This window comes from Dryocola boscaweniae, from assembly GCF_025215095.1.
GTDB classification, from domain to species: Bacteria; Pseudomonadota; Gammaproteobacteria; order Enterobacterales; family Enterobacteriaceae; genus Dryocola; species Dryocola boscaweniae.
This window is the reverse complement of the sequence record NZ_JALHAP010000078.1, coordinates 88,080-103,512: the sequence shown is the minus strand read 5'-3', so window position 1 is coordinate 103,512 and position 15,433 is coordinate 88,080. Positions and strand designations below refer to the sequence as shown.

At 56.6% G+C, this 15,433-nt stretch carries 15 protein-coding genes; 1 reads left to right on the top strand and 14 read right to left on the bottom strand.

Features of this window, described 5'->3' with window-relative positions; translation table 11 throughout:
• The 8 genes from menE to MUA00_RS11560 form a co-directional block, all read right to left on the bottom strand.
• Entirely contained in the window at positions 1–1,371 is a 1,371-nt protein-coding gene (gene menE / locus MUA00_RS11595) for an o-succinylbenzoate--CoA ligase (RefSeq protein WP_271123200.1), read from the bottom strand.
• Entirely contained in the window at positions 1,368–2,333 is a 966-nt protein-coding gene (gene menC, locus MUA00_RS11590; protein ID WP_271123199.1) for an o-succinylbenzoate synthase, read from the bottom strand. Before menC ends, menE begins: the two co-directional genes overlap by 4 nt.
• Positions 2,333–3,190, bottom strand: a complete 858-nt coding sequence (gene menB / locus MUA00_RS11585) for a 1,4-dihydroxy-2-naphthoyl-CoA synthase (protein ID WP_271123198.1) — start codon at positions 3,188–3,190, stop codon at positions 2,333–2,335. Before menB ends, menC begins: the two co-directional genes overlap by 1 nt.
• Complete coding sequence (menH, locus tag MUA00_RS11580) at positions 3,187–3,969, bottom strand: 2-succinyl-6-hydroxy-2,4-cyclohexadiene-1-carboxylate synthase (protein WP_271123197.1); 783 nt, start codon at positions 3,967–3,969, stop codon at positions 3,187–3,189. The genes menB and menH overlap by 4 nt, the downstream gene beginning before the upstream one ends.
• A complete protein-coding gene (menD, locus tag MUA00_RS11575) occupies positions 3,966–5,636 on the bottom strand; it encodes a 2-succinyl-5-enolpyruvyl-6-hydroxy-3-cyclohexene-1-carboxylic-acid synthase (RefSeq protein ID WP_271123196.1) in 1,671 nt (556 codons plus the stop codon). Before menD ends, menH begins: the two co-directional genes overlap by 4 nt.
• An 82-nt stretch (positions 5,637–5,718) precedes the next feature.
• Positions 5,719–7,020, bottom strand: coding sequence for an isochorismate synthase MenF (gene menF, locus MUA00_RS11570; protein ID WP_271123195.1), 1,302 nt, complete (start codon positions 7,018–7,020; stop codon positions 5,719–5,721).
• A gap of 123 nt (positions 7,021–7,143) precedes the next feature.
• Entirely contained in the window at positions 7,144–7,443 is a 300-nt protein-coding gene (gene elaB, locus MUA00_RS11565; RefSeq protein ID WP_271123194.1) for a stress response protein ElaB, read from the bottom strand.
• A 94-nt stretch (positions 7,444–7,537) separates the two neighbouring features.
• The gene (locus MUA00_RS11560) at positions 7,538–7,987 is read right to left on the bottom strand and encodes a GNAT family N-acetyltransferase (protein WP_271123193.1); all 450 of its coding nucleotides are present in this window, start codon (positions 7,985–7,987) and stop codon (positions 7,538–7,540) included.
• A 77-nt stretch (positions 7,988–8,064) separates the two neighbouring features.
• Here MUA00_RS11560 and rnz point away from each other — a divergent pair, with 77 nt between their 5' ends.
• Entirely contained in the window at positions 8,065–8,979 is a 915-nt protein-coding gene (rnz, locus tag MUA00_RS11555; protein ID WP_271123192.1) for a ribonuclease Z, read from the top strand.
• A 49-nt stretch (positions 8,980–9,028) separates the two neighbouring features.
• Here the strand turns inward: rnz and nuoN are convergent, their stop codons facing one another.
• The 6 genes from nuoN to nuoI all read right to left on the bottom strand — a co-directional run bounded on the left by nuoN (position 9,029) and on the right by nuoI (position 15,423).
• The gene (nuoN, locus tag MUA00_RS11550; protein WP_271123191.1) at positions 9,029–10,486 is read right to left on the bottom strand and encodes an NADH-quinone oxidoreductase subunit NuoN; all 1,458 of its coding nucleotides are present in this window, start codon (positions 10,484–10,486) and stop codon (positions 9,029–9,031) included.
• A 6-nt stretch (positions 10,487–10,492) separates the two neighbouring features.
• Positions 10,493–12,022 carry an NADH-quinone oxidoreductase subunit M gene (nuoM, locus tag MUA00_RS11545; protein ID WP_271123190.1) on the bottom strand — a complete coding sequence of 510 codons (1,530 nt, stop codon included), beginning with the start codon at positions 12,020–12,022 and terminating at the stop codon, positions 10,493–10,495.
• 153 nt (positions 12,023–12,175) lie between these two features.
• Positions 12,176–14,017, bottom strand: coding sequence for an NADH-quinone oxidoreductase subunit L (gene nuoL, locus MUA00_RS11540; RefSeq protein ID WP_271123189.1), 1,842 nt, complete (start codon positions 14,015–14,017; stop codon positions 12,176–12,178).
• On the bottom strand, positions 14,014–14,316 hold the full coding sequence (gene nuoK / locus MUA00_RS11535; protein WP_121268556.1) for an NADH-quinone oxidoreductase subunit NuoK: 303 nt from the start codon (positions 14,314–14,316) through the stop codon (positions 14,014–14,016). Before nuoK ends, nuoL begins: the two co-directional genes overlap by 4 nt.
• The gene (nuoJ, locus tag MUA00_RS11530; RefSeq protein ID WP_271123188.1) at positions 14,313–14,870 is read right to left on the bottom strand and encodes an NADH-quinone oxidoreductase subunit J; all 558 of its coding nucleotides are present in this window, start codon (positions 14,868–14,870) and stop codon (positions 14,313–14,315) included. The genes nuoK and nuoJ overlap by 4 nt, the downstream gene beginning before the upstream one ends.
• A 10-nt stretch (positions 14,871–14,880) precedes the next feature.
• The gene (nuoI, locus tag MUA00_RS11525) at positions 14,881–15,423 is read right to left on the bottom strand and encodes an NADH-quinone oxidoreductase subunit NuoI (protein WP_271123187.1); all 543 of its coding nucleotides are present in this window, start codon (positions 15,421–15,423) and stop codon (positions 14,881–14,883) included.
• Positions 15,424–15,433 lie beyond the last annotated feature (10 nt).

Genomic DNA, 15,433 nt, shown 5'->3' with positions numbered 1-15,433 from the left:
TCAAATTGCGGGGAGCTGGCTCCCCGCAACCCATACCTGCACGGCTTTGCGCGAAATCTTTATCCCGCCCTCTTTTAGCGATTCCGACAGACGAAGCCAGCGCACGGGCTGTTGAAAACGCGCCAGTTTTCCCTGCACCCAACCTTCAAGTCGCGTTACGTCAAAGTCATCATCCGCTTCAACCACCGCAACAGGACGATGACCAAATTCAGCATCCTCAATCGGCACCACAAAGGCCTGCTTCACAGCCGGATGCGCCGCCAGCACACGCTCAATTTCTTCAGGCTGGATACCCTCGCCACCGCTGAAAAACTGGTTATCGAGACGCCCGATGATTGTTAAACGCTTGCCGTTTAATACGCCGCGATCCCGGGTGCTGAACCAACCATTCTTGTTAAGCAACGGAACCAGTTTACCTTGCTGCCAGTAGCCGCTGGCAAGGCTTGTAGCCCGGATCCAGACTTCCTCGTCGACGATTTTCACTTCCCGTCCCGGCAGCGCTTCGCCGACGTCCGGCAGCCCATCGGCACGCTTGGCGCAAACCGTAGACGCGAGTTCGGTTAAGCCATAGCCGCACCAGCAGTTCACACCGCGAGCCTGTGCCGCCTCCGTTAACTCAACGGGAATCGCCGCGCCGCCGAGTAAGACTTCACGCAGGCTCAGCGGCTGGGATTGTTCGAGCAAACGCCATAGCTGGGTTGGCACAAGCGAAGCATGGGTGCATCCCTCAAGCGCCTCGCCAAGAGGATGCAAATCACGCACCGCCATACGCCCGCCGGCAAGCAGCCAGCGCCACAAAATCCCTTGACCGGAAACGTGATAAAGCGGCAGCGATAAAAGCCAGCTATCGTCCTGGCCAAAATTCATCGCGGATAAAACCCCCGCCGCGCTGGCAAGATGCGCTTCGCTTGTATGCGCCGCAGCTTTCGGCAGGCCGCTGGAGCCGGAGGTTAACGTCATGGAAGCCAGCCTGTCGGGCTGCCAGTTAACCTGCCAGTTGTTGCCTGGTATAACGTTCAGCGAGGTAAAGCCCGGTACAGGAGCGTCAGTTCCCAGCGCCAGCGCATGGCTGATGGTTAAACCGGGGAGCAACTGCATAAGCAAAGCATCCGGCAACTGGGGATTAAGCGGCAGAACGCGCGCGCCGCATTGCAGCAAAGCAAGCCAGCAGAGCACGGCTTCAGCGCTGTTCCTGGCCCGCAGCGCAACGCCTTGTCCTTCGCGAACGCCCTGCTGCCAGAAGCCGCCGGCCAGAACATCGACGCGCTGGCAAAGCGTTTGCCAGTCGAGGGTTTCATTGCTCAGCCTGAGCGCCTTCGCCTCACCGCGAAGTTTTGCCCAGTGCTGCCAGGGCCAGGTGACAAAATTCATATAACGCGCTCAAGTTCGTCGATTTGCCAGCAGGGCAAGGCGCTGTTCGGCCACTGGCGTACCAACTGCGCCTGCATCAACGAAAGCGTATCCAGGCCTGGAATAGTCTGCGGCGTAAGCCAGGCATTGATGCGCGCAAGCTGGGTTAAGCCAAGGCTTGATTCGATTGACGAGCTGATGACCGCCGTTAATCCCAGCGCATGAGCCGTTTCAACCTGCTCACGCACTTTTGCGAGGCTGCCGGTAAGCGTTGGCTTAATCACCACCGCGCTCAAACCCGGCTCTGCGGCAAATACAAAATCCGCCTCGCGCAGGCTTTCATCCCAGGCGATGGCGATTCCTGTTTCACGGGAAAACTCGCGAGACTGTTCCCGGGTTTTGCACGGCTCTTCGATAAATGCGATGCGTGGCCGCAACTGCGGATTAACGTACCTGGCAAACTGCTGCGCTTTTAGCGGCGTCCAGCCGCGGTTTGCATCCAGGCGCAATTGCAGATCGGGCACCGCTTCGAGCAGCAGATTAACAACCATGCCGTCGCGCACGGCTTCGTACAGACCGACTTTAACCTTCGCCACTTTTTCACCGGGGATGGCTTCGAGCATGGCGAACAGTTCATCCGGATCGCCGGTACAAAGCGGCGCGGCACGGAAATCGGCTTGCAGCGGCAGTTCTCCGCTGATTTCCGCCAGCGCGCAGCTCAGGCCAAAGGCTACGGACGGCATTTCAGGCAGCTCAGCGTCGGCGCCCGTTTGCCAGGCTGCGAGCCACTCCAGCGCCACGTTCTTTGCATCATCCACCGTTTCGGCGCTAAATCCCGGCAAGGGCGATATTTCACCCCAGCCTTCTTTATCGCCTTGCATCAGGCGCACCAGCAGACCGTCTCGCGTTTTCAGGCGCTGCTCGCGCAGCACCACGCCCGCATCCATCGGCACCTGAAAGCGCCAAAGCCCTACGCTGCGCATTATGGATTCCGTTTGAATTTGCTGAAGTCCGGCTGGCGTTTCTGGTTAAACGCATTGCGCCCTTCCTGACCCTCTTCGGTCATATAGAACAGCATGGTGGCGTTACCTGCCAGCTCCTGAAGACCCGCCTGGCCGTCGCAGTCCGCATTCAGCGCGGCCTTCAGGCAACGCAGCGCCATTGGGCTGTTTTGCAGCATTTCGCGGCACCAGCGCACGGTCTCTTTTTCAAGCCCGGCGACGGGCACCACGGTGTTGACAAGGCCCATATCCAGCGCTTCTTTTGCATCGTACTGGCGGCACAGGAACCAGATTTCACGCGCTTTTTTCTGACCAACGATGCGGGCCATATAGGACGCGCCCCAGCCGCCATCAAAGGAGCCGACCTTCGGACCGGTCTGGCCGAAGATAGCGTTTTCCGCCGCAATGGTCAGGTCGCACATCATATGCAGCACGTGGCCGCCGCCGATGGAGTAACCGGCAACCATCGCGACAACGGGTTTTGGGCAGGTACGAATCTGACGCTGGAAGTCCAGCACGTTCAGATGGTGCGTGCCGCTTGCATCCTGGTAGCCGCCGTAATCGCCGCGCACCTTCTGGTCGCCGCCGGAGCAGAAAGCTTTCTCGCCTTCGCCGGTCAGGATTATTACGCCGATATTGTCGTCATAGCGGGCATCGGCCAGCGCGTTGATCATTTCTTTGACGGTCAACGGGCGAAAAGCGTTGCGCACTTCCGGGCGGTTAATGGTGATTTTTGCGATGCCGTCCGCAGATTTGTGGTAGCGAATATCGCTGTAACCTTCCGAGCAGTCCTGCCACTCAACCGGGGCGTAAAGCATTTGTTCATCAGGATAAATCATGGTGTGTCCTCAACAGGTTGACGCAATAAAGTCAGCAGGCAGGAGCGAAATGCCGCAGGATTTTCCCTGTGCGCATTGTGTCCGGCCGCGGGAATGAGATGTGGTGAGAGATTCAGGCTTTCTGCCACAGAGCGGAATTTTTCATCCCGCTCACCACAAATATAATGAAAAGGAATGCGCAGTTGTCTGAGCCCGGTATGCAGATTGGGCTGGACGCCAGGCGAGGTTGCTTCCAGCATCATGGCAAGCGTTGCGGGGTTATTCTGGCTGCGCCGGGTAATAAGGTCTTTACGCTGCTTTTCATTCAGCGAGCTGAACACGGGCTGTTGATACCAATCCGTGAGCACATCTTTCAGCGGCTCGGCCCGAAAGCGCTGCGCCCAGCGCCGGTCTGATGCCCGCCGATTTTTTTTGGCTTGCGGCTCCCCAAGTCCGGGATGGCCGCCTTCAACAATCAGCCCGTATAACCGCGCATTTTCATCCTGGCAGGCGTGATACATCGCCACGCGCCCGCCGAGCGAGTAGCCCACCAGCCAGTACTTCAGTATGTTGTAACTAAGAAGCGTTTTACGCAGCGCTTTATCGACGGCAGGAAAACCGTCTACGGCAATATCAGCCGACCCGCCGTGGCCGGGCAGGTCCACTCGTAACTGCGGCCAGTCGGCAAAGGCTTCGTGAAAGACCGCCCATTCCTGCTCATTACCCAAAAAACCGTGCAGCCAGACCAGGCACGGTAAGTCGGCCTTTCGCCCCGGCGTCGCTACAGCGTGCAAAATCATGCCTGGCTAACCTGCGCGAGCAAATTCTGTAGCGTCTGCGCGCCGTCCGTTTCCGGCACGGTAATTTCGATGATGGTGGCCTGCGGCCAAAGCCATGCTCTGGTGACCACATCCCGCAGTTCGCTCCATGAGCCCGGGTTGTAATAAGTCAGGCTAAACATTGCCGCTGCATGGGCAAAATTCACATCCTGCGGCATACAATAAAAGCGTTCGCGCTCCTCCACGGGCGTTGGCAGCAGCGAGAAAATCTGCCCGCCGTTGTTATTTACGATCAGCAGGACAAACGGCGCGGAAACCTGGCGGAGCAATGACAGAGAGTTCATGTCATACAGCGCGGAGAGATCGCCAACAATCGCAAGCGTGGCGCGAGCCGTGGCGCGCTGCACGCCAGCAGAAGTCGACAAAAGCCCGTCGATGCCGCTTGCGCCCCGGTTGCTGTAAACCGGGTAACCCGCCGGTAGCTGAGCAAACGCATCAACAAGGCGAACCACCAGGCTATTGCCGACGAATAACTGTCCCGCTTCCGGCAGCAATTCAGGCAAACGAGCCGCCACCTGCGCTTCGCCAAATTCAGCGGTGCCAAGCGCGACGGTATCCTGAGCAAGCCGCGCCAGCGGCGCTAATTTTTCCGCCCAGGAAGGACGTTTTTCCGCAGGATGCAGCTCCAGCCAGTCGGCAATATTGCACGACAAACGACGGCCACGATGATTAGCAGGATCGAGCCTGCCCGGCAGCGGATCGACCAGCCAGTACTCTTCCGGCGTGCAGGTCGCCTGCCACTGCAATACGCGTTTGCCGGTCAGGCTGCTGCCAAACTGGATGATAATTTGCGCGCGCGCCAGTTCCGTCGTCGCCTGGCTGTTACCCAGCCACAGGTCAGCGCACGGTAAAGGCTGGCCGGTTTGAGAGAGCACATCGCCAATCAGCGGCCAGCCGAGCATTTTAGCCCATGCGGCCACCCGCTCGCCCTCTTCCGCGCTCATGCGCCCGGCGACGACAACGCCACGTTTCTGCCGCCAGAAAAACCAGTCGCGTTGCTTAATGATTTCACGACCGTAAATTTCCCGCAGCCACGGTTTTTCGCTCTGCCACCAGTCTCCCAACTCTTTTTGCCAGCTAACGCCTGCCTCATCCGGCGCGCCGTAAAGCGGTTCCGCAAAGGGGCAGTTGATATGTACGCCGCCGCAGACCTGTTGGCCCAGGGCGCTGTCGAGGGTGGAAACCAGCCAGCGCGCGGGAATATTCTGCGTAGGACGAGGCAAGTTCACGCTGACGGTTGGGTGCGAGCCGAACATACCCGGCTGGCGAATAGCCTGGTTTGCACCGCAGTCGATAAGTTCCGGCGGGCGGTCCGCCGTCAAAAGAATTAGTTTCTCGCCGGTTAGCCCGGCTTCAATCAGCGCCGGATACAGGTTAGCCGCCGCCGTACCGGAGGTGACAATCACCGCGACAGGCTGGCCGCTGCCCTTCGCCAGGCCTAGTGCGAGATGCCCTAACCCACGCTCGTCAAAGTGGGTATGGCAAATAAAAGCCGCATTCCCGGCCGCCGTTAATGTCAGCGGCGTAGAACGCGAACCGGGGGCAATGCAGACGTGGCGCACGCCGTGGCGGGTGAGCGCTTCAAGGATCACCTGCGCCCAACGGCGATTAAAGGAGCTTATCGACATGTTTAAGTCCTGAGTCAATTTTGCTGACTCATTATAATTATTGCTGGAATGAATATTTTGATATGAACCGGTAATGTGGCATTCAGAAGGCTGATTTGGTCAGTAAAGTGCGTAATCCGGCCGCTTTATTTTCTATTTCCTGCCACTCAAGCTCCGCATCGGAACCCTCGACAATACCCGCCCCGGCATACAGCCTGACCGTGGCGTTGGTGATTTTTGCTGAACGTAGCGCGACGCAGAACTCTGTTTGTTGACGGGAAAGATATCCCGCCGATCCCGCATACCACTCACGTTCAAACGGTTCAAAGTCATTAATGAATGCTTTCGCCTGCTCTCGCGGCAAACCTGCTACGGCCGCCGTGGGCTGTAGTTGTTCAAGGCAAACGGCGTCGTCCGCTTTCAGCAATTCGGTCCAGATGCAACGACGCAGATGCTGCACTTTACGCAGGCGGACCACCTGCGGGGGCAACACGTCCAGCAGCCCGGCGTTTTCTTGCAGACGCTGGCAGATATCTTCCACAACCAGCATATTTTCGCGCTGATTTTTATCATCTTTTAGCAGCCACTGGCCTAAAGACCAGGCGTGATGATCCTCAACGTGATTAGCCACGGTGCCAGCCAGGGCTTCTGTACGCAGAGCAGAATCGATGCGGCGCCATAGCCTTTCCGGACTTGAGCCAAGAAATGCGCTATGGGCGTCAAAAGCCAACAGGAAGTGGTAGCAGTTGAAATTTACGCGACGGCTGGCGGCCATGAACCCGGCGGCGGAGACCGGCGTAGAAAAATGCAGATCGGTGGTACGAGCCAGCACCACTTTTTCCAGTTCGCCACTCGCAATCGCATCTGAAGCCTTGCCAATCAATTTATGCCACTCATCCCGATCGGGCTGGTGACGTTCGCTCAGGCATTGAAGGTGAAGAGGAAGCAAGGGCTTAGCCGGAAGGATTTGCGCAAGAAAAGCCGCAGCTTGTCTTGCGTCATCCCTTAGAGACGTTTCGCTGTAAAGGTGTAGCCACAGAAAGGCGTCTCCCCCTTTGCGCCGCCACTCCAGGCGTGACAAAAACAAGCATCCCTGCGCCGGGTCGAAGGCATTCAGCCCCCAGATACGCAGTGAAGAGGTTTGCGGATAAGCGTTCAGGAAAGCCTGAGCATCAGCCAGGGCGCTAAATTGACGCACGGCGCCAAGCGCTGCGACTTCATCATCGCCATTTCGTTGCTGCCAGTAGAAGTGCGGATAAACCTGCTGACAGGAAAGCCAGGCGAGCGGGTCACAAGCATCGCTCAGGGGAAGCTTAACGCACAGGCATTTAAGGCCAGGTTCGTCGGCAAATTCATCTGTCAATGCAAGCTGGAGTTGTTGCAGCGCGACGGTTACTGAATTCACGTTTACCTCACCTTCCCTGAAAAGCCCTGGATTATACGTGGTCATGGCAATAAAAAAAAATCCCACCCAATGGGTAAGATTTCATTTTATCTGGCGCACGTAACAAAGTGCGCCAGCGTTACTTTAGCGTCGGGCTAACAGTAACCCAAGCACCAGCCCGGCTGCGGCCCCTACGCCAATGCCCTGCCAGGGTTTTTCATGGACGTAATCGTCGGCGCGGTACACGGCTTGCTTAGCGCGATAGTAGTACGTGTCGGATGCGTTGCTGACGCGCGCTTTTACGTCATTAAGCGCCTGTTCAGCACGTTCTTTAAGTTCAATATACTTTTGATCCGCCGGATCGCCGGAAGAACGCAGGACTTCCTCAAGCGTTTCACTAAGCAGGGTCAGATCATCATCAAGACGAGATTCATACGGTTGCATTATTTTTCTCCGTGTTATTTCCACAAAAAGGAAAGGAAATTTGCTCGTCCGCTAACTATAGACAATGACGCTCCTTTTCGCCTGTCCTTAAGCGTTAGCGATTCGCCATGCCAATATGCGCAATGCCGTCTTCATCATAGATATCGGTAACCGGCTTAAAGCCAAAATGAGCGTAGAACGATTGCAAATGCGCCTGCGCCCCGAGGTAAATAGTGCTCTCCGGCCAGTGCTGTCGGCATGAAGCCATCGCCTGCTCCATTAATTTATAACCCAGCTTTTCACCACGCACGCCTGGATCAACGATAACTCGGCCAATGACTACCGGCTCCAGTTCGTTATCACTTTTCAGAATTCTGGCATAGGCCACCAGCCTGCCGTCACGCCAGCCAAGTATATGGCGATTCTCACCGACCAGGTCGTCGCCGTCGATATCCTGATACGGGCAGTTTTGTTCAACGATAAACACCGCGTTACGCAGCGCCAGCGCGTTATACAGGTCGGTCACGCTCAGTTCGGAATGATGCAGGTCTTGCCAGTGGATCATGGTTGCGCTCCTGATTGCGGCATAATAGATGGCTTATACTAAAGGTTTTTTAGCGGTTGCCGGAGCAAAAGGAAGCAATGGAGTTAACTTTTTTAGGTACCTCAGCGGGCGTGCCTTGCAAAACGCGCAACGTCAGCGCGATAGTTTTTAACCCGATGAATAATCAGCCCCATCTTTGGCTGTTTGACTGCGGTGAAGGGACGCAGCACCAAATGCTGAACACCGTATTTAACCCCGGTAAATTCAGCAAGATTTTCATTACGCACCTGCACGGCGACCATATTTTTGGCCTGCCGGGGCTGCTGTGCAGTCGTTCCATGGCGGGTAACGATGCGCCTTTGACGGTTTATGGTCCAAAAGGCATACGCCAGTTTATCGAAATGGCTTTGCAGCTTAGCGGCTCCTGGACAGCCTTCTCCCTTGAGATCATAGAGATTAACGAAGGCGAAATTTTTTGCGACGACGAGTTTCGCGTCACCGCCTTCCCGTTAACCCATCCGGTTGAATGTTATGGCTATCGTATCGAGCAACACGACAAGCCCGGCGCGCTTGATGCGCCGCGACTAATAGCTCAGGGCGTGCGACCGGGGCCGATTTTTCAGCGCCTCAAGCGCGGTGAAACGATTTCACTTGAGAATGGAGTTGTGCTCAATGGTAAGGATTATCTCGGCGCGCCTCAGAAAGGGAAAAGACTAGCCATCTTCGGGGATACCGGCCCAACTCCCGCAGGGCTGGCGCTGGCAAGCGGCGTGGATGTTATGGTGCATGAAGCAACGCTTGAAGCGTCTATGGAAGAAAAGGCCAACGGCCGCGGCCATTCCACCTCCGTACAGGCCGCGACGCTTGCGAAAGCCGCAGGCGTCGGCAGGCTTGTGATAACCCACTTCAGCTCCCGGTACGATCGGTCAGGCTGTGAAGCTTTACTCAACGAATGCAGAAACATTTTCCCGGCAACGCTTGCGGCTGAAGATTTTCTTACCGTCAAAATCTGAGCATAAAAAAACCGCCGACAAGCGGCGGTTTTTAACAGCGTTGTTCAGCTTACATCAGCGGCTTCGCTAGCTGCACCAGGTCGATAAGCGGCTGCGGGTAAACGCCCAGCAGCAGCACCAGCACGGCGGAGATCAGCACAACTACGCCGCCCGCAGTAAACGCCCAGTTTCCTGGGGTGTCGCGGTTGAGCTGCTGCGGCGCGCTTAAGTACAGGCTCACCGTCACGCGCAGGTAGTAGTAGAGACCGATGGCACTGCCCAACACAACGGCGCCGGTCAGCCACCACAGATGCGCCTGCACGCCTACCGCGATGATGTAGAACTTACCAATGAAGCCCAGCGTCATCGGGATACCGGCCAGGGAGAGCATCATCACCGTCATGACCGCAGACAGGATCGGCTTGTGCCAGAACAGACCGCGGTAGGAATACAGAGAATCTGCATCCGGACCGCGATACGGGCTGGACATCAGGCTGACCACGCCGAACGCGCCGAGGCTGCTGAACAGATAGCCTGCCAGGTAAACGCCAACGGATTCCATCGACATACTGCCGCTTTGCAGGGCAATCAGCGCCACCATCAGATAACCGAGGTGCGCGATGGAAGAGTAGCCGAGCAGACGCTTGATGTTGGTCTGGCTCAGCGCCATCAGGTTACCGAAGAGGATGGAGGCGAAGGCGATAATACCCAGCACCACTCGCACGGCTTCGCTGTCGCCCACCGGCGCATAGAGGAACAGACGCATCACCACGCCAAAAATGGCGATTTTGCTGGCGGTCGCCAGGAAGGTGGAAACCGGAGCAGGCGCGCCCTGGTATACGTCTGGCGTCCACAGGTGGAACGGTACCAGAGAAAGTTTAAAGCCAAGACCAACAATCATCAGGCCCAGACCCGCCAGCAGCAGCGGTTCGTGCAGCATGTTGTCCGCGAGGCTCTTGCCCAGGCTAACAAACGACAGGCTGCCGGACTCCGCATACACCAGCGCCATACCAAACAGCAGGAATGAAGACGCTGCGGCAGACAGGATGGTGTACTTGATGCTTGCTTCAAGCGATCGTTTCTGACGGAAGGCATAGCCAATCAGGCCGAACAGCGGCAGTGAAATCAATTCAATACCGAGGAACAGCGCGGCCAGATGATTCGCGTTAGCCAACAGAATACCGCCCATGGCGGCAATCAGCACCAGCAGGTAGAACTCTTCGCGGTTGTCGGTGTAACCCTGCAACCACGGATAAGCAAACGTACAGGTGGCAAGGCTTGCCAGCAGCACCAGGCCGGTATAGAGCATGGCGTAGCCGTCAACGCGCATCAGCGGCGTGACATCCATCGCGCCCGCCTGCCCTACAAACCACAGGGAGACAAGTGCTGCGTTAAGACCGATTACGGACAGTGTTGCATTGACAAAATGGTCGCGTCGCCACGCTATGGAGAGCATCACAACCACCACCGTCAATCCGACGACGAGCAGCGGCAGCAGCGCGATCAAATGTTGAGGAGTTATAGTCATGGCGAATTACGGCCTTGTAGTTGAAATTGAACTGCTAAACCACTGCTGAACATTGCTCATCGCAGCGTGCGAGGTATCCAGAACTGGCTGCGGCCAGAAGCCCAGCAGGACTAACAGCACCACCAGCAACAGGATGATAAAGAACTCGCGCAGCGACATTCCCGGCAGTTGTTTATCGCTGATTTCGCTCTTCGCTTTACCGAAGTAGGCGCGATGCAGCATCGCCAGAGAATAAACAGAAGCAAACACCAGACCGAAGGTCGATACCACGGTAATAACCGGCACAACGTGGAAGCTGCCGAACAGGATCATGAATTCGCCAACAAAGTTACCGGTGCCCGGCATCCCGAGGGTGGCCACGGCAAAGAACATCGACAGACCCGGCAGCCATTTGATTTTGTTCCACAGGCCGCCCATCAGGCGCATGTCACGGGTGTGCAGGCGCTCGTAGAGCTGGCCACAGATGATGAACATACCCGCTGCGGAAAGACCATGGGCGATCATCTGGATAACCGCGCCCTGGTAGGCCAACTGGTTGCCGGTGTAGATAGCAATCAGTACGAAGCCCATGTGGGAAACGGAGGTATAAGCAATCAGGCGCTTGATGTCGGTTTGCGCGAAAGCCATCCACGCGCCGTAGAAGATACCGATGACGCCCAGCCACATGGCGACAGGAGCGAACTCAGCGGAAGCTTCCGGGAACAGCGGCAGAGAGAAGCGCAGCAGACCATAAGCGGCGGTTTTCAGCAAGATACCTGCCAGGTCAACGGAACCCGCCGTTGGCGCCTGGGAGTGCGCGTCCGGCAGCCAGCCGTGCAAAGGAACCACCGGCATTTTCACCGCAAACGCGATGAAGAAGCCCAGCATCAGCAGCCATTGTACGCCGTGGGACATCGGCGTTTTCAGCAGCAGCTCGTAGTTGAAGGTCCATACGCCGGTGGCGTTGTAGTGCACAAATACCAGGCCAAGGATAGCAATCAACATCACCAGACCGCTTGCCTGGGTATAGATGAAGAACTTGGTTGCGGCGGTGATACGCGTCTTCCCGTCGGAGGCTTTATGGCCCCACAGCGCAATCAGGAAGTACATCGGCACCAGCATCATTTCCCAGAAGAAGAAGAACAGGAACATGTCGATGGCAAGGAACACGCCGATAACGCCGCCCAGGATCCACATCAGGTTTAAGTGGAAAAAGCCCTGATACTTTTCGATTTCATTCCAGGAACAGAGGACCGCCAGCACGCCGAGCAGACCGGTCAGCACGACCATCAGCAGCGACAGGCCGTCCAACGCCAGGTGGATTTCAATTCCGAAGCGTGGGATCCACGGCAGAACAAACTCAGACTGCCACTGCGGCAGACCCGCTGCCTGCGTCAGAGAGTAGCCGCCCTGCAACCACAGTTGCAGCGAAAGCGCCAGTGTCAGCCCCATGGTCACCAGCGCAATCCAGCGCGGCACTTTTACGCCGAAGCGCTCAGTTTGCCAGCACAGGAAGCCGCCAATAAAGGGGATTAATATTAGCCAGGGTAATAGCATGGCATTTGTGTCCCTAAGTCAAAATAAACCAAAACATCTCTCACATCCCCCTTCCGGCGTAGGGTGGATAAGCGTTAGCGCCATCCGCCACAAAGATAACGGCGGGTGACGCTTCGTTTACCCGCCCTGCGGGATGGGGAGTTCAAATCCGCGTTAGCGCAAGACCAGCAGCAGGCCGAGAACCACCACCGCGCCGATGCTCATAGATGCGACATACCAGCGCAGGTAACCGTTCTCGCTGACCAGCAGACCACGGCCTGCAAAGCGGGAAAGTACGGCCGGAATGTTCATCATTGAGTTCAACGGATCGCGCTTGAGCAGCCATGCGATGCCAAGGAACGGCTTCACGAAGACTTTGTCATACAGCCAGTCGAAGCCCCAGGCATGGAACCACCAGGTGCCGAAGAAGCGACCCGGCGCGCTGTTGGCGATAGCCGTTACCAGCGTACGTTTGCCAAGCCACAGCCATGCCGCAATCAGGATACCGGCGATAGCAACAACGCCTGAGGTAATCTCAAGAGTTAGCACGCTGCCGTGCGCAAGCTCTGCGGTTTCTGGCAGCACGCCCGCTAATGGCGGAACAATCAGCGCGCCAACAAAGGTGGACAGCACCAGCAGCACAATCAGCGGCAGATGGTGTGTAATACCTTTGACCTCGTGAGCGTGGATCTGCTCTTTGCCGTGGAAAACGATGAAGATCATCCGGAAGGTATACAGGGAGGTCATAAATGCCCCAACCAGTCCTGCAACCATCAGGTTGATATGACCGTTCGCCATCGCGCCAGCAAGGATTTCGTCCTTACTGAAGAAGCCTGCGGTAATCAGCGGCAGTGCGGAAAGCGCCGCGCCACCGACCAGGAAGCAGATATACACCAGCGGAATGGACTTACGCAGGCCACCCATTTTGAAGATGTTTTGCTCGTGGTGGCAGGCCAGAATCACCGAACCAGACGACAGGAACAGCAGCGCTTTAAAGAATGCGTGCGTCATCAGGTGGAAGATTGCCGCGTCCCACGCCTGCACGCCAAGCGCCAGGAACATGTAGCCAATCTGGCTCATGGTGGAATAAGCAAGCACGCGTTTAATGTCGGTTTGCACCAGAGCAGCAAAGCCCGCCATAACCAGCGTTACCGCGCCCACGATCCCCACCAAATGCAGCACTTCAGGCGTCATCAGGAACAGGCCGTGGGTACGGGCGATCAGGTAGACGCCCGCGGTAACCATGGTGGCTGCGTGGATCAGCGCAGAAACCGGCGTAGGGCCTGCCATCGCGTCCGCAAGCCAGGTCTGCAACGGTAACTGCGCAGATTTACCTACCGCACCGCCCAACAGCATCAGCGTCGCCCACTTCAGCATTTCATTGCCTTCGGCAAAGTGCGCAGGCGCCAGCTCAACCATTTCGCGGAAGTTAAGCGTACCCAACTCGTTGTAAAGAATGAACAGCGCAAACGCGAGGAACACGTCGCCTACACGAGTCACCACGAAGGCTTTCATCGCCGCAGCGCCATTCTTCGGATCGGTATAGTAGAAGCCAATCAGCAGATAGGAGCACAGGCCCACGCCTTCCCAGCCGAGGTACATCAGCAGCAGGTTATCACCCAGCACCAGCACGACCATGCTTGCGATAAACAGGTTGGTGTAGGCGAAGAAGCGGGAATAGCCCTCTTCCCCACGCATATACCAGGAGGCATACATGTGGATGAGGAAACCAACGCCCGTCACCACGGACAGCATGGTAAGCGACAGCCCATCGAGCACCAGATTAAAGCCGATATTAAAATCGCCTACCGACATCCAGGTCCACAGCGGCTGAACAAACGCCTGACGGCCGTTGTTGAAGAAATCAACGCCCGCAATGGCGGTCACCAGCGCCGCAAGTCCGATAGAGCCAATCCCGACGGTGGCAGACAGGTTTTCCGACCAGCGTCCGCGCGAAAATGCCAATAATACAAAGCCAATAAATGGCAAAAGAATGGTTAACCAGAGAAGGTTCATCCACGCATCTCACTTACTGAATCGATATTCAGATTCTGGCGACGACGATGGAGCTGCAGTAACAGCGCGAGGCCAATACTGGCTTCGGCGGCCGCAAGGCTAATCGCCAGGATATACATCACCTGACCGTCGGCCTGGCCCCAATAACTACCGGCAACCACAAAAGCGAGCGCCGCGGCGTTAATCATGATTTCCAGACTGATCAGCATGAAAAGCAGGTTGCGACGGATAACCAGACCCGTCAGCCCCAGCACGAACAAAATAGCAGCGAGGATGAGTCCATGTTGCAGCGGGATCATACGTGCTCCTCCGGTTTTCTTTTTGTAGCCATATCTGCCTGACGGTTGCTCAGCACTTCGCCGGCGCGATCTTCGCGACCCAGATGGAAGGCAACGATCAGACCAGCCAGCAGCAGCATAGACGCCAGCTCAACGGCCAATACGTATGGGCCAAACAGCGCGATACCCACCTGTTTCGCATCGATTGCCGTGCCGTCAATGCCCTGATCGTTGAGACTCAGAATGGCATAAACCAGCACGGCAAGCAGGATGGCGGACAGGATGCCCGGGCCAATCCACAGTTGTGGTTTAAGCCACTCGCGCTCCTGCTGCACCACCGAGTTACCCAGGTTGAGCATCATTACGACGAAGACGAACAGCACCATGATGGCCCCGGCGTAGACGATTATCTCCAGCGCACCGGCAAAGTATGCGCCGAGCGAGAAGAACACTCCGGCGATAGCCAGCAAAGAGATAATCAGATACAAAAGCGCGTGTACCGGATTGGTGTGCGTGATCACCCGCAGGGTGGTCAGGACCGCCACAAGGGCGCAAATATAAAAAGCGAATTCCATTGCCTTCCCCTTAAGGTAACAGGCCTTTGACGTCGATAGGCTTGGCTTCGTTTTCCGCTTCGCCCTTATCTTTGCCTTCGATTGCCATACCCGCCATCCGGTAGAAGTTATATTCCGGGTATTTACCCGGACCGGAAATCAGCAGGTCCTCTTTTTCATATACCAGATCCTGACGCTTAAACTCGCCCAGTTCGAAGTCCGGGGTTAGCTGAATCGCCGTCGTTGGACAGGCTTCTTCGCACAGGCCGCAGAAGATGCAGCGTGAGAAGTTGATGCGGAAGAACTCTGGATACCAGCGGCCGTCTTTCGTCTCTGCTTTTTGCAAAGAGATACAGGCAACCGGGCAGGCAACCGCACACAGGTTACAGGCAACGCAACGCTCGGAGCCGTCCGGATCGCGCGTCAGCACGATACGGCCACGGTAGCGTGGCGGCAGATACACTGGTTCTTCCGGATACATCTGCGTTTCGCGTTTGGCGAAAGCGTGCAGACCGATCATCCAGATACTGCGTACCTGGGTGCCGAAACCAACCACTAACTCTTTCAATGTCATGGTTTTTTCA